This window comes from Gilliamella sp. W8145 (assembly GCF_016101145.1).
In the GTDB taxonomy this organism is placed as follows: Bacteria; Pseudomonadota; Gammaproteobacteria; order Enterobacterales; family Orbaceae; genus Gilliamella; species Gilliamella apis_A.
This window is the reverse complement of sequence record NZ_JACFRC010000003.1, coordinates 184,254-204,239: the sequence shown is the minus strand read 5'-3', so window position 1 is coordinate 204,239 and position 19,986 is coordinate 184,254. Positions and strand designations below refer to the sequence as shown.

General features: G+C 35.4%; 20 protein-coding genes. 11 read left to right on the top strand and 9 right to left on the bottom strand.

Annotated features, from left to right (window positions below):
• Positions 1 to 41: 41 nt before the first annotated feature.
• The 8 genes from H3T80_RS10030 to ispC all read left to right on the top strand — a co-directional run bounded on the left by H3T80_RS10030 (position 42) and on the right by ispC (position 6,761).
• Positions 42 to 377: a zinc ribbon domain-containing protein YjdM gene (locus H3T80_RS10030; protein ID WP_065579134.1), complete on the top strand. Its 336-nt coding sequence runs from the start codon at positions 42 to 44 to the stop codon at positions 375 to 377.
• Between the two features lie 356 nt (positions 378 to 733).
• Entirely contained in the window at positions 734 to 1,471 is a 738-nt protein-coding gene (rpsB, locus tag H3T80_RS10025; RefSeq protein WP_198201589.1) for a 30S ribosomal protein S2, read from the top strand.
• An 84-nt stretch (positions 1,472 to 1,555) separates the two neighbouring features.
• A complete protein-coding gene (gene tsf / locus H3T80_RS10020) occupies positions 1,556 to 2,416 on the top strand; it encodes a translation elongation factor Ts (protein WP_110448719.1) in 861 nt (286 codons plus the stop codon).
• A 119-nt stretch (positions 2,417 to 2,535) separates the two neighbouring features.
• Positions 2,536 to 3,270 carry a UMP kinase gene (pyrH, locus tag H3T80_RS10015; RefSeq protein WP_065579131.1) on the top strand — a complete coding sequence of 245 codons (735 nt, stop codon included), beginning with the start codon at positions 2,536 to 2,538 and terminating at the stop codon, positions 3,268 to 3,270.
• 28 nt (positions 3,271 to 3,298) lie between these two features.
• The gene (frr, locus tag H3T80_RS10010; RefSeq protein ID WP_110448720.1) at positions 3,299 to 3,856 is read left to right on the top strand and encodes a ribosome recycling factor; all 558 of its coding nucleotides are present in this window, start codon (positions 3,299 to 3,301) and stop codon (positions 3,854 to 3,856) included.
• Positions 3,857 to 4,094: 238 nt separating this feature from the next.
• A complete protein-coding gene (gene deoC / locus H3T80_RS10005; RefSeq protein WP_198201588.1) occupies positions 4,095 to 4,760 on the top strand; it encodes a deoxyribose-phosphate aldolase in 666 nt (221 codons plus the stop codon).
• A gap of 59 nt (positions 4,761 to 4,819) precedes the next feature.
• Positions 4,820 to 5,581, top strand: coding sequence for a DNA-binding transcriptional repressor DeoR (gene deoR, locus H3T80_RS10000; protein WP_198201587.1), 762 nt, complete (start codon positions 4,820 to 4,822; stop codon positions 5,579 to 5,581).
• 1 nt (position 5,582) lies between these two features.
• Positions 5,583 to 6,761: a 1-deoxy-D-xylulose-5-phosphate reductoisomerase gene (gene ispC / locus H3T80_RS09995; RefSeq protein WP_110448723.1), complete on the top strand. Its 1,179-nt coding sequence runs from the start codon at positions 5,583 to 5,585 to the stop codon at positions 6,759 to 6,761.
• Between the two features lie 44 nt (positions 6,762 to 6,805).
• Here the strand turns inward: ispC and bioB are convergent, their stop codons facing one another.
• From bioB to H3T80_RS09980, 3 genes are all read right to left on the bottom strand, one after another.
• Complete coding sequence (gene bioB, locus H3T80_RS09990) at positions 6,806 to 7,849, bottom strand: biotin synthase BioB (RefSeq protein WP_198201586.1); 1,044 nt, start codon at positions 7,847 to 7,849, stop codon at positions 6,806 to 6,808.
• A 296-nt stretch (positions 7,850 to 8,145) separates the two neighbouring features.
• The gene (locus H3T80_RS09985) at positions 8,146 to 8,709 is read right to left on the bottom strand and encodes a sugar O-acetyltransferase (protein WP_370548403.1); all 564 of its coding nucleotides are present in this window, start codon (positions 8,707 to 8,709) and stop codon (positions 8,146 to 8,148) included.
• The gene (locus tag H3T80_RS09980) at positions 8,710 to 9,669 is read right to left on the bottom strand and encodes an aminoimidazole riboside kinase (RefSeq protein WP_198201584.1); all 960 of its coding nucleotides are present in this window, start codon (positions 9,667 to 9,669) and stop codon (positions 8,710 to 8,712) included.
• A gap of 290 nt (positions 9,670 to 9,959) precedes the next feature.
• On the opposite strand from H3T80_RS09980, the gene H3T80_RS09975 reads away from it, so the two are divergent.
• Complete coding sequence (locus H3T80_RS09975; RefSeq protein ID WP_198201583.1) at positions 9,960 to 11,429, top strand: glycoside hydrolase family 32 protein; 1,470 nt, start codon at positions 9,960 to 9,962, stop codon at positions 11,427 to 11,429.
• A 40-nt stretch (positions 11,430 to 11,469) separates the two neighbouring features.
• Here the strand turns inward: H3T80_RS09975 and H3T80_RS09970 are convergent, their stop codons facing one another.
• Positions 11,470 to 12,474, bottom strand: coding sequence for a LacI family DNA-binding transcriptional regulator (locus tag H3T80_RS09970; protein ID WP_198201582.1), 1,005 nt, complete (start codon positions 12,472 to 12,474; stop codon positions 11,470 to 11,472).
• Between the two features lie 192 nt (positions 12,475 to 12,666).
• Here H3T80_RS09970 and H3T80_RS09965 point away from each other — a divergent pair, with 192 nt between their 5' ends.
• Both H3T80_RS09965 and cysE read left to right on the top strand, forming a co-directional pair.
• On the top strand, positions 12,667 to 13,911 hold the full coding sequence (locus H3T80_RS09965) for an oligosaccharide MFS transporter (protein ID WP_110448729.1): 1,245 nt from the start codon (positions 12,667 to 12,669) through the stop codon (positions 13,909 to 13,911).
• A gap of 183 nt (positions 13,912 to 14,094) precedes the next feature.
• Positions 14,095 to 14,856, top strand: a complete 762-nt coding sequence (gene cysE / locus H3T80_RS09960) for a serine O-acetyltransferase (protein WP_198201616.1) — start codon at positions 14,095 to 14,097, stop codon at positions 14,854 to 14,856.
• Positions 14,857 to 14,915: 59 nt separating this feature from the next.
• On the opposite strand, the gene H3T80_RS09955 is transcribed toward cysE, so the two are convergent.
• From H3T80_RS09955 to recN, 5 genes are read right to left on the bottom strand one after another with little or no spacing between them, the layout of a single operon-like run.
• The gene (locus H3T80_RS09955) at positions 14,916 to 15,752 is read right to left on the bottom strand and encodes a mechanosensitive ion channel domain-containing protein (RefSeq protein WP_198201581.1); all 837 of its coding nucleotides are present in this window, start codon (positions 15,750 to 15,752) and stop codon (positions 14,916 to 14,918) included.
• A gap of 60 nt (positions 15,753 to 15,812) precedes the next feature.
• Entirely contained in the window at positions 15,813 to 16,400 is a 588-nt protein-coding gene (gene slmA, locus H3T80_RS09950; protein WP_294893235.1) for a nucleoid occlusion factor SlmA, read from the bottom strand.
• A 2-nt stretch (positions 16,401 to 16,402) separates the two neighbouring features.
• Positions 16,403 to 16,861 carry a dUTP diphosphatase gene (dut, locus tag H3T80_RS09945; protein WP_198201580.1) on the bottom strand — a complete coding sequence of 153 codons (459 nt, stop codon included), beginning with the start codon at positions 16,859 to 16,861 and terminating at the stop codon, positions 16,403 to 16,405.
• Positions 16,845 to 18,074, bottom strand: coding sequence for a bifunctional phosphopantothenoylcysteine decarboxylase/phosphopantothenate--cysteine ligase CoaBC (gene coaBC, locus H3T80_RS09940; protein ID WP_370548400.1), 1,230 nt, complete (start codon positions 18,072 to 18,074; stop codon positions 16,845 to 16,847). The genes dut and coaBC overlap by 17 nt, the downstream gene beginning before the upstream one ends.
• 50 nt (positions 18,075 to 18,124) lie before the next feature.
• Positions 18,125 to 19,786 carry a DNA repair protein RecN gene (recN, locus tag H3T80_RS09935; RefSeq protein WP_198201578.1) on the bottom strand — a complete coding sequence of 554 codons (1,662 nt, stop codon included), beginning with the start codon at positions 19,784 to 19,786 and terminating at the stop codon, positions 18,125 to 18,127.
• Positions 19,787 to 19,986: the final 200 nt, after the last annotated feature.

Genomic DNA, 19,986 nt, shown 5'->3' with positions numbered 1-19,986 from the left:
TAGTGGGCGTCATTTTATTTAATTTGGATTAATGAAAAACTATGGAATCTATACCTAATTGCCCAGCTTGCCAATCTGAACACACTTACCACGATGGTACTTTTTATGTTTGTCCGGAATGTGCACACGAATGGGATCCAAATCAAGAAACTTCGACAACCGATGAATTACAAGTTAAAGATAGCAATGGCAATTTGTTAGTTGATGGCGATGATATTATTTTGATTAAAGATTTAAAATTAAAAGGCTCATCAACCGTCCTCAAAAAAGGCGCTAAAGCTAAAGGCATTCGTTTAGTAGACGGTGATCACGAAATTGATTGTAAAATCGATGGCATGAAAGTAATGCTTAAAGCCTGTTTTGTTAAAAAGGCTTAATGATTTAAAGCAACATGCAACTTTTTTAATATAAGCTAATAAATTGACTTTGTTAGCTTATATCTTTATTTTTCCAGACCAAATCCGCAACCTTTAATACAAAACCAATATTTCATCACCTATAAAAATAAATACTTCTGGTAATCTTAATTTAAATGTGGTATAAAACGCGCGCTATATTTCAGATTATTTTTATTGAAAATAATAATGAAACATCAGCATAAAATTTAATAATTAATTAACGTTATAACACACACATATCATTACTCTTTGCCGGGGTGCCTTTTACTTAAAATAATAAGGTCGGATAAAGCGGATATGTGGAGGCATAACCCCAACGTAAAAATGAGGAAATCATGACTACAGTATCAATGCGCGATATGTTACAAGCAGGTGTACACTTTGGACACCAAACTCGTTATTGGAACCCAAAAATGAAACCATTTATTTTTGGTGCTCGTAACAAAGTTCACATCATCAATCTTGAAAAAACAGTACCAATGTTCAATGAAGCATTAGCTGAATTAAACAAAGTTGCTGCGCGTAAAGGTAAAATTTTATTTGTTGGTACAAAACGTGCTGCAAGTGAAGCAATTAAACAAGCAGCTGAAAGCTGTGGACAATACTACGTTAATCACCGTTGGTTAGGTGGTATGTTGACTAACTGGAAAACAGTACGTCAATCAATCAAACGTTTAAAAGATTTAGAAACACAAGCTAATGATGGTACATTTGATAAATTAACCAAGAAAGAAGCACTTATGCGTGCTCGTGAAATGGCTAAATTAGAAAATAGCTTGGGTGGAATTAAAAATATGGGTGGCTTACCCGATGTGATTTTTGTTATTGGTGCAGACCATGAACATATCGCAATCAAAGAAGCTAACAATTTAGGTATTCCAGTCATTGCTGTTGTTGATACTAACTCAGATCCAGATGGTATTGATTACATTGTTCCTGGTAATGATGACGCAATCCGTGCAATTCAATTATATGTAAATGCAGTTGCTGAAGCAGTACGTTCAGGTCGTGAACAAAATCAATCTCCAGTATCTGAAGAAAGCTTTGTTGAAGAAGCTCCAGCAGCAGAATAATAAACTCAAATATTTTCAGGGTCGATAATATCGTCGACCCATTCTAATGAAAATCATCATAATGGTTAAATAGAGGATTTTAAAATGGCTGAAGTTACCGCTTCTATGGTAAAAGAACTGCGCGAAAGAACTGGCGCAGGTATGATGGAATGTAAAAAAGCATTAGTTGAAGCAAATGGTGATATCGATCTTGCTATCGACAACATGCGTAAATCAGGTCAAGCCAAAGCAGCTAAAAAAGCTGGTCGTGTGGCAGCTGAAGGTGTAATTATTTCTAAAATTTCAGCAGATAAAAAAGTTGGTGTTATTTTAGAAATTAACTGTGAAACTGACTTTGTTGCTAAAGATGCTGGTTTCTTAGAATTCAGTGATAAAGTAGCAACAGCTGCTTTAAATGATCAAATCACTGATATTGCAGCTTTACAAGCAAAATTTGAAGAAGAACGTACTGCATTAGTTGCTAAAATTGGTGAAAACATCGGTATCCGTCGTGTTCAACAAATCACTGGCGATGTAGTTGGTAGTTATCAACACGGTGCACGTATTGGTGTTTTAGTTGCAGCTAACAGTGGTTGTGATGAAGAATTAGTTAAACACATTGCAATGCACATTGCAGCAAGCAAACCAGAATATGTTGACCCTAGCGATGTACCTGCAGATGTGGTTGAGCATGAGCGTAATATTCAAATTGATATTGCAATGCAATCTGGTAAACCTCGTGAAATCGCAGAAAAAATGGTTGAAGGCCGTATGCGTAAATTCACTGGTGAAGTATCACTTACTGGTCAACCATTTGTAATGGATCCAAGCAAAACAGTTGGTGATTTACTTGCTGAGAAAAAAGCGACTGTTGCATCATTTATCCGCTTTGAAGTGGGTGAAGGTATCGAAAAAGTCGAAGTTGATTTTGCGGCAGAAGTGGCTGCGATGTCGAAACAATCTTAATTGTTTTATTAAAACCGCCTTCATGGCGGTTTTGTTTATCCACAAAATATTTTAAAATGATTGCCAGCTAGTTATGCTAGCTTTTTAAGTAATTAAATAACGAAATAGTGAGACTTCATATGGTAACCCCTTTCTATAAACGTATCCTTCTTAAACTTAGTGGTGAAGCGCTGCAAGGTGATGAAGGTTTTGGTATTGATCCAACCGTTCTTGATCGTATGGCACAAGAAATTAAAGAACTTATCGATATGGGAGTTCAGGTTGCTGTTGTTATTGGGGGTGGTAATCTATTTCGTGGTGCAGGACTTGCTAAAGCAGGTATGAACCGTGTTGTTGGTGACCATATGGGTATGCTTGCCACAGTAATGAACGGTCTTGCTATGCGTGATGCGTTGCACCGAATTGAAGTTAATGCCCGTTTGATGTCGGCAATTCCATTAAACGGCGTTTGTGATGATTATCGCTGGACTGAAGCAATCAGCTTGCTTAAACATGGTAAGGTCGTTATCCTTTCGGCTGGAACCGGTAACCCATTTTTCACAACTGACTCAGCAGCCTGTTTACGAGGTATTGAAATTGAAGCTGATGTGGTTTTAAAAGCAACCAAAGTTGATGGTGTTTATTCAGCCGATCCCGTAAAAGATCCTAATGCAACACTTTATAAAACACTTAATTACGAGAAAGTGTTAGATGATGAATTAAAAGTGATGGATTTAGCCGCATTTACATTAGCACGTGATCATAATCTACCAATTTGTGTGTTTAATATGAATAAACCCGGTGCATTACGTCGCGTCATTCTAGGCGAATCAGAAGGAACATTAATCAATAATCAGGCTACAGTTAGCTGCTAGTCTTATTTATTTAAAAAGGTTTTTTATTATGCTAAATGAGATTCAAAAAGAAGCGCAAGAGCGCATGGAAAAAAGTATTGATGCGTTTCAGAATCATATTTCTAAAATTAGAACTGGTCGTGCATCGCCAAGTTTATTAGATGGCATTATGGTTGAGTATTATGGTAGCCCAACACCACTTCGTCAATTAGCCAATATCGTTGCTGAAGATGCAAGAACCCTTGCAATTACAGTATTTGATAAATCATTAACACCATTAATTGAAAAAGCAATTTTAACTTCAGATTTAGGATTAAATCCGGCATCAGCGGGTACCGTTATTCGAGTTCCTCTGCCACCGCTTACTGAAGAGCGCCGTCGTGATTTAACTAAAATTGTTCGTGGTGAGGCAGAGCAAGGCCGTGTATCGATCCGTAATATCCGTCGTGATGCCAATGATCAAATCAAAGCATTATTGAAAGATAAAGAAATTTCTGAAGATGATGAACGTAAATCACAAGATTTAATTCAAAAAGCAACCGATGTTGCTATTAAAAAATTAGATGCAGTACTTGCTGAGAAAGAGAAAGAATTAATGGAATTCTAATCTATTTCAAAAATTCATAAATATCATTTTGACGCCCAGTTTTATTAAATTGGGCGTTTTTATTTATTTCTTTAATATATTAATACTAGTTGTTGTATTTCAAATTCTCATAAATTAGCGATATAATGTTATTAAAGTAACATTATTTGTTTATATTTGTTATTTTTATAACATTACTCTTTACAAATTAACAACATTAACTAGATTTAACATTAATAAAAAATTTAAGGAAACCTTTATGGATTATGCAAAGTATATTGATCATACTTTATTAGCGATGAATGCGACTGAAGATCAGATTCGAAAACTCTGTGATGAAGCAAAAGAATATCATTTTTATTCTGTCTGCGTTAATTCTGGCTATGTACCTTTAGTGGCAGAGTTATTAAAAGGTAGTGATGTAAAAGTATGTTCAGTAGTCGGTTTTCCACTTGGCGCTATGCTTACGTCAGCTAAAGCTTATGAAACAGAAATGGCTGTTAAAGCTGGTGCAGAAGAAATTGATATGGTAATCAATGTCGGTTGGCTAAAAAGCAATAATTGGAATGCAGTTAAAAATGATATCGAAGCGGTATTCAAAGCCTGCGGTTCAGTACCATTAAAAGTTATCTTAGAAACTTGCTTATTAACCAAAGAAGAAATTGTTAAAGTTTGTACAATTTGTAAAGATATTGGCGTTGCTTTTGTCAAAACATCTACCGGCTTTAGTACTTCTGGTGCAACAGTTGAAGATGTAAAATTAATGCGTGAAACGGTCGGTGAAAATATGGGCGTGAAAGCGTCTGGTGGTATTCGTGATCGTATGACTGCCGAAAAAATGGTTCAAGCTGGTGCAAATCGTTTAGGCGCAAGTGCTGGTATTGCAATCGTTTCAGGTAGCAGTACATCATCTAGCAATTACTAATCAATCATAACAATAAGTTACATATATATTATGTAGCTTATTGTTATTTAGGAAAAACAATGGAAACTCAACCACAAAAAAGAATAAATGAACTCCTTGAAATCCTAAAAAACACTGACAAAATCCATCTAAAAGCAGCGGCTGAAAAATTAGCAGTGTCAGAAATGACTATCAGGCGTGATCTTAACAATTGCCCCTCCTCATTAATTGTCTTAGGTGGCTATATTGTCAATGAAGACCGTCATTCAATCGCAAAGTATTTCGTTTCAGATCAGCAGGATAAGCAAGTTGAAGAAAAAGCTTATATTGCAAAACTTGTTAGTCAATTTATCAATGAAAACGACACAATATTTTTTGATTGTGGCACCACCATGCCTTTTATCATTAACGCAATAGATAATGATATTGCATTTACTGCTATCTGTTATTCATTAAATAGTTTATTGGCACTACAACATAAACCTAAATGTAAGATCATTTTATGCGGTGGTCAATTCCAATCAAATAATGCTATCTTTACGAGTTTACATCAATCCAACCAGTTAGATTCTATCTGTCCGAATAAAGCCTTTATTTCAGCAGCAGGTATTGATTTGCAACAAGGGGTAACTTGTTATCATTTTGAAGAATTAGATATGAAGCAACAAGCAATGAAAAAATCAGCGCAAAAAATCTTGATTGCCGATCATACTAAATTTAATCAAATAAAGCCGGCATTTATTAGTGAATTGACTTTGTTCGATCAGATAATTACTGATAAACTGCCCGATGAGCAATTTGTCTCTTTTTTTAATGAAAATAACATAAGTTTAATTTACTAATATGAAAAATATCACAATTTTAGGCTCAACTGGTTCAATAGGTTGCAGCACTTTGGCCGTTATTCGACAAAATCCAGATTTATTTAAAGCATTTGCTTTAACTGGTGGGCAGAATGTTGGCAAAATGACTGAACAATGTTTAGAATTTAGACCAAATTATGTCGCAATGGCTGATGAACAGGCGGCACAGCAACTTAGAAAAAATCTGCTTGAGCTAAAATTAAATATTGAAGTATTACATGGTCAACAAGCTATATGCGATTTAGCAGAGCTTACCGAAGTAGATATGGTAATGGCAGCTATAGTCGGGGCAGCAGGATTAAAACCAACACTTTCCGCCATAAAGAAAGGCAAACGAATTTTATTAGCAAATAAAGAATCTTTGGTAACTTGTGGTCATTTATTTATGCAGGCAGTCAAAAAGTATGGTGCACAGCTATTACCTGTTGATAGTGAACACAATGCAATCTTTCAGAGCCTACCAACAACAGTCCAACAAAATTTAGGATTTGCTAATTTAACCGATTATGGTATCACTAAAATTGTCCTAACGGGTTCTGGAGGACCATTTAGAGATTTACCACTCAATCAATTATCTAGTGTCACACCCGAACAAGCTATTGCTCATCCTAACTGGTCAATGGGTAAGAAAATCTCTGTCGATTCGGCTACCATGATGAATAAAGGACTAGAATATATTGAAGCCCGTTGGCTATTTAATGCTAGTGCTGACGAGATGGAAATTATAATTCATCCACAATCAATAATACATTCAATGGTTCGTTACCAAGATGGTAGCGTAATTGCCGAGCTCGGAATGCCTGATATGTGTACACCAATAGCCTATGCTATGTCATATCCAGATAGAATTTCCTCAACGGTCCCAGCATTAGATTTTACTAAAATTTCATCACTCACTTTTACTCAACCTGATTTTAATCGCTATCCTTGTTTAAAATTAGCGATTGATGCATTTAATCAAGGACAAGCCGCGACTACGGCACTTAATGCGGCTAATGAAATTGCTGTAGAGGCATTTCTTCAAAACAAAATCGGCTTTATGGATATTGCTAAACAGGTATCAACAGTTTTAGAAGCACTTGATTTTCCTGAACCAACCACGATTGAAGACGTATTTGCTATCGATCTATGGGCAAGACAAACCTGCGCAAAATTATAGCAATACGGCCAAAAAGTTAAGATTAATGTTCTTATATTTAAATCTTAAGAATTATCGCTAGATTGATTATTTTGCACTTGCTCACTAATTGCCTGCACAATAGCTGCCTTATGTACCTCATCGCTATAATCTTGGTTCTTTTCTGGACTAATTCCTAATTTAAAAAATAAAGCATTATCTTTATCGACTTGCGGATTAGATGTAGTTAATAACTTATCACCATAAAATATTGAATTAGCACCGGCTAAAAAAGCCAGTGCTTGCATTTGCTCATTCATTTGTTCTCTTCCTGCTGACAAGCGTATATAAGATTTAGGCATCATAATACGAGCGACAGCTAGCATTCTAATAAAATCAAATGGTTCAATATCTTTTTCATTTGCTAACGGAGTACCTTTAACCTTGACTAAATTATTAATGGGAACACTTTCTGGGTGTTCGTCTAAATTGGCAAGTTGTATCAATAAATTGGCTCGATCTCTTAAAGTTTCCCCCATACCCAAAATACCACCCGAGCAAATTTTAATACCAGCTTCTCTTACATAAGCCAATGTTTGTAAACGCTCACTGTATGTACGAGTAGTAATTATTTGCTGATAAAACTCAGGTGAAGTATCTAAATTATGATTATAAAAATCTAAACCAGCATCGGCTAATGCGTAAGCCTGTAGCTGGGATAATTGCCCCAGAGTCATGCAGGTTTCCATTCCCAGAGCTTTAACACCTTTTACCATCTCCAAGAGATAAGGCATATCGCGATTTGTTGGATGCTTCCAAGCAGCGCCCATACAAAAACGTGTAGCCCCAACAGTTTTGGCTGTTTTAGCTTCTTCTACTACTCTTTGTACTTCAAGTAATTTTTCTTTTTCTAAGCCAGTATCATGATGGATAGACTGAGGACAATATTTACAATCTTCAGGACAAGCACCGGTCTTTATTGATAACAGGGTAGAAACCTGTACTGTATTTGCATCAAAATATTGTCGATGTATGGTTTGTGCTTTGAAAATAAGATCATTGAAAGGTAATTGAAAAGTATCCATTACTTCAGACAATACCCAGTCATGACGAATGCAATTTAATGACATAGAAAATCCTTTTAACAATCAACATAAATCTGCATGCATCATAATACATAACCCTATATTGTCAACTATTTCAATATAAAATAGTTTACATTAAAAGAGCTATTTTGCTATACAAAAGTTTATTGAACTGAAAACAGATATCTTGCACATAAAGTTATTCATTCGCGAGTAAATTGATACAAGGCTCGAGCAACAAACTAGCTAATATTTTCTCATTTTATTAGTCATTTGTTTAGCGTATAAAGCAGGATTATCGCTTATAAATGATTGCAAAAATGCGCTATCAGGTAGTGCAGTTAATGCGCTTTTAATGTTTTATGTACACGACAAGGGGTGCCCATAGCAATAACATTGCTAGGTATATCACGATCAACAATGCTTCCGGCAGCAATAACACTATTATCACCAATTGTTACACCCAGTAATACAATAACATTACCGCCAATCCAAACATTATTACCAACCGTAATCGGTTTAGCAAACTCCAATCCACTACTCCTTGTTTGGCTATCAAGTGGATGACCTGAAGTATAAAAACCACAATTAGGCGCGACAAGGACATTATCACCAAATGTTACTTTAGCTGCGTCTAATATAATACAGTTAAAATTAGCAAAAAAATCCTCGCCGATTTCAATATTATAGCCGTAATCACACTGAAAGCCGGGCATTATGGTAAATTTCTGTTTCGTTTTTCCTAATAATGTCTTGAATAATCGTTGCCGTTTATCAATAGAACTTGGCGATAATTGATTTAACTGAAAACAGATATCTTGAGCATAAAGTCGTTCATTTTCAAGTTCATCGATACTAGGATCATAAAGTAGTCCTGTTAGCATTTTTTGTTTTTCTGTCATTATTTACACCATTTGTTTAGCAATTAGCGCTGGGTTATCACTAATAAAGGATTGTAAAAATGCACTATCCGGTAATGCTGCTAAAGCGCCTTTTTTAGTAGTCGCCAATGCCCCACAAGCGCTGGCTATCGTCATCATACTTTCTAACATTAATTTATCTTCCGGCATTCCCGATGAGGCAATACTACTAAGTAATCCAGCAACAAACGCATCGCCTGCACCTGTTGTATCAATACTATTAACATGGAAAGAGTCAAAACTAAACGTTTTACCTTGCCATAACACAATACTACCGTCTTTACCTTTAGTGATTAATTTAAGCGGTGTATTATAATGTTGTTGCAGTTTATTAAGTGCTACATGCCAATCTTGACTTTCCGTTAACCAAAATAGCTCTTCATCGGAAAGTTTAAGAATATCTGCATCGTGACAAAATTGGGTAATAATAGTGCGCATTTCATTTTTATCCTGCCACATTTGTTCGCGCAAATTAATATCAAAGCTAATTAAGCCATTTTTGGCAGTCAGTTTTTCAATAGCTGTTTTTAATGTTTGTCGACAGGTTGTGCCAACTAGCGCCAAAGAACAAAAATGTAAAATGTCCTGATTAAAATCCGGCAATGCTTGTTCAGATAAAAATTGATCAGCTGAAGGCGAAACAAGAAAAGTGAAACTGCGTTCACCATTATCTCCTAAATCAACTACCACAGTACTCGTTCTATGCTCATCGTCCTTTTCAAGACTTTGACAATCAACATGATGTTCACAAAAAGTTTTTTCCATAAAGTGGCCAAATGGATCATTACCGACTCGACCAATAAAAGCCGATGGTAGCCCTAACTTAGCTATCGCAATGGCAACATTCGCTGGAGCACCGCCAGCACAGGCTCGATAGTTCATTTCACCAAATGGCAATAAGTCAATAACGGCATCACCAAGAGACCATACTTTTGTATTTTTCATTTTGTCACTCATATTATTGTTAAAAAGGATTGAATGTATGTAACACGATTAATGTTATTGCACTATACTTTTCGATTAAATTAGTTAATTAATAACTAATTAATTGATATGCTGATAATCAATATTAATAATAAACTAAATCATTGATAAAAAAAATCATTGTTAACGTTAAAAATATGTGACTAGTATCACATAAATAACGTTTATTTTATTATAAGTTAACGTTAACAACTATTTTGAGGTAGTATGTAATTATATTAACTTAACTCAATTTGAACGAAGGTAATGTTATGAATACTGCAATTGATAAAGCAAACCAAGCTGTAGAAAAACTAGAACAACAAATAAATAAACAGTATTACCCTCATTTTCATTTAGCACCACTAGCGGGCTGGATGAACGATCCCAATGGATTAGTTTATTATAAAGGGCAATATCATGCCTTTTATCAACATCATCCTTATGATGAAAATTGGGGGCCTATGCATTGGGGTCATGCGGTAAGTGATGATCTGATTACATGGCGAAGATTACCTATTGCTATTGCACCCGATCATGATTATGACCAAAGCGGTTGTTTCTCTGGTTCAGCCGTAGATAATAATGGTGAACTGTGTTTAATTTACACTGGTCACATCTGGCTAAATGGTCAAGGTAATGATGAACATATTCGTGAAACCCAATGTCTTGCTACCAGTAAAGATGGTATTCATTTTGAAAAACATGGTACTGTGCTGACACCAAAAGAAGGGATTATGCATTTTCGTGATCCTAAAGTTTGGCAACAACAAGGAAAATGGTGGATGGTGGTTGGGCAACGAGAAGCCAATGACATTGGGCAAGTATTGCTTTATCGTTCTACTGACTTAAAAGATTGGATATTTGATCAAGTACTTATCAGTGATATTGATCCTAATGTTTATATGCTTGAATGTCCTGACTTTTTCCCATTGGGTGATAAATGGATCTTGATGTTTTCACCGCAAGGCATGCACGCTAAAGGTTATCAATATCGTAATCGATTCCAATCGGGTTATATTGTTGGCGATTGGCAACCTGGTAAACAATTTACCGTCATTAAATCATTCCAAGAGATGGATTTTGGTCATGATTTTTATGCACCACAATCATTTCTTGCCGCTGATGGTCGCCGAATTGTATTTGCATGGATGGATATGTGGGAGTCAAAAATGCCAAGTAAACACGATAAATGGATGGGGGCATTTACTTTACCACGTGAATTAATCTTAGACCGCCAAAACAAAGTTCGTAACCGACCAGTGAAAGAACTTGAAGCGTTGCGAGAAAAACCGCAATCATTAACCAATATCACATTAAATAATGAATTAAAAAATACCGATATAGAGTCAATTAGTTGTGAACTTAATGTTGAAATTGATTTAGCCAATAGTAATGCCGAACGTTTTGGCTTACAACTCGCGGCAACCCCAGATGGTAAACAAGCAACATTATTATATATTGACTTGCAATCTAATCGACTGGTTCTTGATCGAAGCCTTTCTGGACTTGATTTAAAAGGTTATCGCAGCATACCATTACCAAGAAACAAAAAAGTAACATTGCATATTTTTGTGGATGCATCATCAGTCGAGGTTTTCGTCAACAAAGATTTATATAGTCTTTCAAGCCGTATTTATCCAAAATTACCAGCTACACGTTTAATTAATTTATTTGCTGAAAATGGACAAGCAAGAATTAGCAAATTAGAAAGCTGGCAATTAAAATCTATTTATCAGTAATTGCTAATAAAAACCACCATAATATGGTGGTTTTTTTACTCTAGACAGATTCTCGTGCTAAATAAGGCGATGGGATATGCGTGACATTTTTCTCGCTTTGGCCATTAATGATATGTAAGGCAGCGGCTTGTCCTATTTCGTAATGAGGTAATTGCACGGTAGTTAGTGCAGGATAAAAAAGCTCACCAGTACCAACCATATTATCATAGCCAAGAACGGCGATATCCTTCGGTATATGAAACCCTTTGCTAAGTAAAAATTGATATGCAACAAAAGCGATGCGGTCATTACCGCAGATCAATACATCAAAATCAGGTTTTTTAATACAATGTTTTGCTAAGATCTCTACCGTCATCATATACTCTAACGCAAGATTATCTGGGGATATAGACGTATGATAGCTTTTGATATCCGCTAAATCATTACCTGCATCTAGCCATGCTTGTTCAACCGCTTTACGTCTAATTTTACCGGCTAAGGTATTTTCTGATAAATAGATGCAGAGTGGTTTTTTATAGCCTTTGTTGATCACGTTTTGCATAGCTTGATACTGACCAGAATAATCATCAGGAATGTAACAAGCAAGTTGTTCTGAATCACTAATACAATTGGCTAAAACTAGATTCTTACCTAATAGTTTTTCAGGTAGTTGAACTTTTCTTAATCCCATTGTGGTATAAATAATACCATTAGGTCGATAAGATAAAAGCGTATTAATCGCATGATCAGCATCTTTATCATCAAATAAATTGACGATAAATGTATTCCAACCATGTTGCTGTGCCGTTTTTTCTATTGCCTGAAGTAATTCAACTGAAAATGGTGTCGTTGCTGTTTCTAAGGCCAACACGCCAATAGCATGTGGCCCTGAATTATCACCTCGAATTTTACGTGCTGATAAGTCAGGCACATAATTTAATTCTTCAATAGCTTTCTTCACTTTTTTATAAGTTTGTTTATTTAATTTTTCAGGATTATTGATCGCTCGAGACACTGTCATTAATGAAACAGATGCCAGTTTAGCCACATCCTTTAGTGAAGCCATAGTTGGATCCTTTTACTCAGCATAAAAACAATTAATATTTAGTTAGTGTGATGATACCACAAATAAAAATGATAAAAAGTGTGAGGAAAGTAACATTTATGAAATCTGATTCTATCTATTTTATTTCAATTATGGCCATAATGTTAACATTAACATGTTAACGTTAAACTAACCAATAGAAGAGAATGAAAAATGAATATAGATATGATAAAAAATAAAAATTATTGGTTCTCATCAGGCTATCTTATTACCTTTTATGCTGCATGGTCGCTTTGGTGGTCTTTTTATGCGATTTGGCTTAAAAGCAAAATTGGATTATCTGGAGAACAATTAGGGGTTGTGTATGCAGCTAATTCGGCTGCAGCCATGTTTTTTATGATCTTTTACGGTATCATTCAAGATAAATTACAGATAGGAAAAGCGGTTGTTACTTTTCAAAGTATCATGATGATACTGATTGGCCCTTTTTTGATTTATGTTTATGAACCCCTATTAAGACAGGATTTTATATTAGGTGTTTGTATCGGCGCACCGGTATTAAGTGCGGGCTTTATATCGGGCAGTGCTTTAATTGATTCATTTATCGAGCGGATAAGTCGTTTATGTAACTTTGAATTTGGCCCAGCAAGATTTTGGGGCTCATTTGGCTATGCTGCTGCGACTTTTGTTGCCGGTATTTCATTTGGCATTGATCCACATATTAACTTTTGGCTCGCTTCTGGCGTCGCAGCTATCTATTTCATCATTAATTTATTTTTTAAACCTACACAAAAATTATCGGTAAGCAATAACACACAGCAAATAATAGTACCGAAGCCTAACATTCCAACAATCAGTGAAATATTTTCACTTTTTGCTCTTCGTAAATTTTGGCTATTTGTTGTCTTTATTATCGGTACTTTCAGTTTTTATACCATTTATGATCAGCAGCTATTCCCGAATTTTTACACCAGCTTTTTCGAAAAAGAGGAAACCGGTTATAAAATTTATGGTTATTTAAATTCATTCCAAGTTTTTCTTGAAGCAAGTTGTATGATTATTGCTCCTTATTTTATTAATAAATTAGGAGCTAAAAAATCACTATTAGTGGCGGCATTAGTGATGATTTGTCGAATAGGTTTATCAGCAAGCTTAGATAATGTCTACTTAGTCTCTTTGGTCAAACTATTTCATGCAATTGAAATTCCACTGTTTATTTTAGCTATGTTCAAATATATTGTAGCTAATTTTGATGCCAGACTTTCAGCAACACTTTATTTGGTTGGTTTTAATATTTCGTCAAATTTAGGGGTTATTGTGTTGTCAAAACCTGTGGGTAAATTATTTGATAATCATGGATATTCATCCACTTTTTATATACTTGCTAGTATCGTGCTAATCATTTCATGCATCGCGATATTTACTTTAAGTGATAATAAACAAGCAAATAATCAATAACAATTCAATAATCGAATAAAAAAATGGGAACAATCGGTTCCCATTTCACAAATTATCAGCGGTTTGTCTATTAAAGCTTGCGTCTATCCATTGTTTGCGAAACAATACCAAATATCATAACTAATGTTTAAATCTATATAGGTATTTGGCGTGAATACAAGCAAAAAAATTGTTAAACCAGCTATGTTGTGGCAAACAATTCGACAAGAAGCATCGAAGCTGGTTGAAAGTGAACCAATGTTAGCGAGTTATTTCCATGCAACACTACTTAATCATGAAAATCTTGGTAGTGCCTTAAGTTACATTTTAGCCAATAAACTTGCTACTCAAGTTGTACCTGCAATTGAAATCCGCGAGATAGCCAGACAAGCTTATCAGGCTGATGATAATATTATCCATGCCGCCATTACCGATATTCTTGCTGTGTACGTTCGTGACCCAGCCACAAATTACTATTCAACGCCATTGCTCTATTATAAAGGTTTTCTCTCATTACAAGCTTATCGAATTGCACACTGGCTTTGGAAACAAGATCGTAAATCATTAGCAACCTTCTTACAGAGTCAAATTGCCATTGTTTTTGGTGTTGATATCCATCCGGCAGCCAAAATTGGTTGTGGTGTTATGTTTGACCATGCTACAGGTATTGTCATTGGTGAAACGGTAGTGATTGAAAATGATGTCTCTATCCTACAATCAGTTACTTTAGGAGGCACCGGTAAAGAAAATGGCGATCGTCATCCGAAAATTCGTGAAGGTGTTATGATTGGTGCCCATTCGACAATATTAGGGAATATTGAAATTGGCAAAGGCGCTAAAATTGGTGCCGGTTCAGTCGTTCTAGAGCCTGTACCGAAACATACTACGGTGGCAGGTGTGCCAGCTAAAATCGTTGGTTGTCCTGACTGTGATAAACCAGCATTAAATATGGATCAAGATATCTAACTACAAAAAGAAGTGTTGTATTCCGTTGCTAACCAACAACGGAATACCATAGTTGAAAATTATGATTGAGAGTTTACATTTACATCCATCGTTGGATATGGAATGTTGATACCATTTTCAGTTAAGCCATTTTTAATATTTTCAAGCAGTTCAGCTTTTACTGACCCATAATTGGCATTGAGAGTCCAAACTAAAACATTAAAATTCATCGATGAAGCATCCAATAAATCCAAACGGATAATTGAATCTTTACTTGTTAAGATATTATTCGTTTTATTCACTGCTTGATTTAAAACTTGATAAACCTTTTGAATATCTGAATCATAACCAACATTAACGACTAAATCTAAACGTCTTTCTGGCAAACGGGTATAGTTAATAATATTAGCACTAACCACTTGCCCATTTGGAATGACAACAACTTCATTAGTTGGTGTAACAATAGTCGTTGAAAAAATTTGAATAGAATCAATCACCCCTCTTTGGTTATTAATAACCACTGTCTCACCGACTTTGAAAGGACGAAAAATAATTAAAATCACGCCAGCAGCAAAATTTGATAAAGATCCTTGTAAAGCTAAACCGACAGCTAATCCGGCAGCACCTATCACGGCAACAATTGATGCTGTTTGGACACCTAATTGTCCCAGTACAGCAACTAAAGTCATTACAATAATGGCGTAATAGGATAAAGAACTGACAAATTTAACTACAGTTGGATCAACGTGACGATTAGTTAATATTCTTCTTAGCTGACGAGCAACAAATTTAGCAATTGTTCGGCCAATAATAAAAATAAGAATGGCAAAACAAAAATGCGCTACATAACTTAATACTACCCCATCATATTTTTCTATAAAGAATAGAATCTGATTGGTTATATTTTCAAAATTCATGAAATTATCCTCTGTAATAATAACAGAAATAGTTAGAACAATAATTGTTAGTAAGTCGAGTTAAACTAACTGTTTTGCTAATAAAGCCCAACGGGTTTCAAAGTTTGTTGTAGGTAGATACTTAAAACCTGAACGAGAATAACGCGCCATCATTCCTTCACAAAATGCAAGCAATTGACTAGCTAAAATACGTTCATCAGTATTAAAAGCAATACCTTCGCGAATTTTTCTTTCTCGTATGACTTGCTTTATCTGAGTTTCGATTCGTTCAAATAATTGACTAATTCGATCTTGTAACTGTTCTTGTTCAAACATTAAGGCATGCCCAGTCATGATACGAGTCAGGCCAGGATTTTTTTCAGAAAAACCAAGTATTAAGGCTAAAATAAGTTGCAGTCGAGCAAAGGTATTTGGTTCATCTTGCATAATCACATTAATACGAGAAAGCAAAATATCTTCAATATAAACAATTAAGCTCTCAAACATTTTCGTCTTACTAGGAAAATGTCGATACAATGCTGCTTCAGAAACACCAACCGTTGCGGCTAACTTAGCTGTTGTTATTCGTTGCGTACCTTCATTAGATTCAAGCATAGCTGCCAATGCTTGCAGAATATCTTCTTTACGATTTTTATTTTTGCTACTCACGATTATTTCTTACCTGAATGCCCAAATCCACCTTCACCGCGTGTTGATTCAACAAATTCATCAACAATATTAAATTCTGCTTGTACCACAGGTACAATAATTAATTGCGCAATACGATCACCAGCTTCAATAATAAATGGAGTTTGGCTACGGTTCCAAACTGGTACAAATAGCTGACCTTGATAATCAGAATCGATTAAACCAACTAAATTACCAAGAACTATACCATTTTTTGAACCAAGTCCTGAACGAGGTAACACTAATGCAGCTAAGCTAGGATCAGCAATATGCATAGATAAACCAGTTGGAGTTAAAATCGTTTCGCCTGGTTTGATTTCGGTAGTTTTATCAAACATTGCTCTTAAATCGATACCTGCTGAACCTTCGGTTGCATAAGTTGGCAGTGGAAACTCATTACCTAAACGTCTATCTAATACTTTAATATCAATTTTTCTTTTCATCATGACTCGCTTTATATCGTGTTATAACTGCTTGAAGTAACTGTTTTGCTAATTGTTGTTTACTGCTTAATGGTAACGTTTGTTCGCCATTTTGCCAATAAAGTGTTAATGCATTTTGATCAGAGTTAAAACCTATATTATGGTCCGATACATCATTAGCACAAATCAGATCTAAATTTTTTGTAGTTAATTTTTTAAGGGCATAGGTCTTTACATCATTCGTTTCAGCGGCAAAACCAACGACAAATGGACGGTGTTCTTTTAATCCAGCTATACTGGCAACAATATCCGGATTTTTAACTAATTTAATCACAAGTTCATTGCTATCATCAGTTTTTTTAATTTTATTTTTAGCAATAGTCTCTGCTCGATAATCGGCAACAGCCGCACAAGAGATAAAAATTGCAGATTTTTCTGCCAAAACCAATGCTTCATCATACATCTGTTTAGCACTTTTTACATTAATGCGATTAACATTGTTAGGTGTTGTTAAATTAACTGGACCACTAATTAAGTTTACTGTTGCCCCCATTTCGGCCGCCGCTTTTGCAATGGCAAAACCCATTTTACCAGAACTATAATTACTGATATAACGGACTGGATCAAGCTCTTCAATGGTAGGACCAGCTGTGACGGTAATGGTGGTTCCCGCGAGTTCAGAATTAGCTAAAAAATAGTTATTAATACTTTCAACAATAGTTGTCGGTTCAACCATGCGACCAGGACCAATGTCACCACACGCTTGAAAACCCTCATCTGGACCTAAAACTAATGTATTGCGTGATTCTAATGTCGCTAAATTTTGCTGCGTTGCGGCAGCTTTATACATCTGTTGATTCATCGCTGGTGCGATGACAATTTTGGCTGGCGTTGCAAGGCACATCGTCGATAACAGGTCATCGGCAATACCATTTGCCATCTTAGCAATGATATTCGCTGTAGCCGGAGCAATTAATACTAAATCAGCCCATTTAGCTAATTCAATATGGCTCATTGAGAGTTCAGCAGTAGGATCGAATAACTCTTTTGAAACTGCATTACCAGACACCGCTTGTAAAGTCATTGGTGCGACAAAATGGCTAGCGGACTCAGTCAACACAACTCGTACTTGTGCACCAGACTTTTTTAAATGGCGGACAAGATCTGGACATTTATAAGCAGCAATGCCACCCGTTATGCCTAATAAAATATTTTTACCAGATAAGCTCATAATTCTAGCTATCCTCAGTCCAAAATTAAAGTCGTTATATTACCATAATTAAATTAGATAATAAGTAACTCTTTCGCATTGGCTAATGTCGCATCTGTAATTTTATCGCCGCCCAATAACCTAGCTAACTCATTTAAGCGACCATTTTTATCTAATCTTTGCATATCAGTCGCTGTCTGTTTGCCATTGGTTTGTTTACTTACAAAGTAATGTTGATTAGCTTGACCCGCTACTTGTGGCAAATGTGTCACAGTAATAACTTGAGTTGATTCACCTAGTTGTCTTAATAACTGTCCCACCTTAGCGGCAGTAGGTCCGCTAATACCAACATCAATTTCATCAAAAATCAGTACCGGTGTATCCATTTTTTGCGCTGTTAAAACTTGTATAGCCAAAGCAATACGAGATAATTCACCGCCAGATGCGACTTTTGCTAAAGGTTGTGCAATTTGTCCTGCATTGGTACTAACTAAAAAGGACACCTGATCTGCACCATCTTCATTCAAGCGGTTTTCATCGAATGTTATATCAATACTGAAATTACCATTTGGCATAGATAGTTCATGCATAGTAGCCGATACTTTTTTAGCTAGTGTTTTGCTAGCTGTTAAGCGTTTTTGGTGTAATTTAGTTGCTAATTCTACAGCAATTTGTTGATATTTTTTGATCTGATCTTTTAACTGTTCACCTTGTTCATCTTGCTGATTAATCTGTTTAAATTCATTAAGTAAACTCTGATGTAATTCAGGTAATGCTTCCGGTGACACATGGTGCTTACGTGCCAAAGCAATCTGTTTTGATAAGCGTTGTTCAAGTTGCATCACTCTTGCCGGATCCAACTCTAAACTTTCACTATAATGACGTAATTCATAGCAAGCTTCTTTAATTTGGATAGTGGCTTCTTCTAGCATTGCCGAAACATTATTTAAGGATGGATCTAATGCAGCTAAATCATTAATAATATGTTTAACACTATTAAGCATATTACTTACATTGTACTCATCAGCTTCGTCGAGTAACATTATCGATTGTTGACTAAGGTTAATTAGCTGTTCACTATTGGCTAACTTCTTATATTCCTCATCAATTTGTTGATATTCCCCTTCAATCGGCGAAAATTCATTTAATTCTTTTAACTGATATTGCAATAATTGAACATGTGCATCACGTTCTTGTTTTGAGGATTGATATTGTTGATAAGCTTGGCTAGCCGTTTTCCATTGCTTATAGGCCTGTTGCATTTGCGATAATAAGTTCGGTTCATGCATATAGTGATTAAGTAATATTTGTTGATAATCACTTTTTAACAAACGCTGATGTTCATGTTGGCCATGAATTTGAATTAGCATTTGTCCTAAATCTTTTAATTGTGAAATTGGTACAGCTCGCCCATTAATAAATGCTTTAGAACGCCCATCTTGATTGATGACTCGTCGTAAAATACAGTCATTACCTTCATCAAGTTGATTTTCAGTTAACCATGCATATGCCGCTGGTGTGTCATCAAGGATAAAACTAGCTGAAATATCTACTCGTTCTGCACCATTACGAATGGCAGAGGCATCTGAACGATTACCTAAACATAGTCCTAAAGCATCAATCGCAATCGATTTACCGGCCCCAGTTTCCCCTGTAATTGCGGTCATCCCTGTTGTAAAATCAACTAACAACTGATCGACAATAGCAAAATTATTAATAGTAAGTTGAGTTATCATAATAATTAAATAAACACATGCAGCTGATTAAAATTAGTACAAGTATACCAACAAAAACACTGTAAATAAATACAGCTTTTTAAATAAAATTACGATTTAATTTTATTATTTTAACTAGAATTACGTTGCTATCTTGATTTTACCTTACTTGCAAAACTGATTCTTTCGCTTAATAATTAAGCAAATCGATAAAAGGGGGT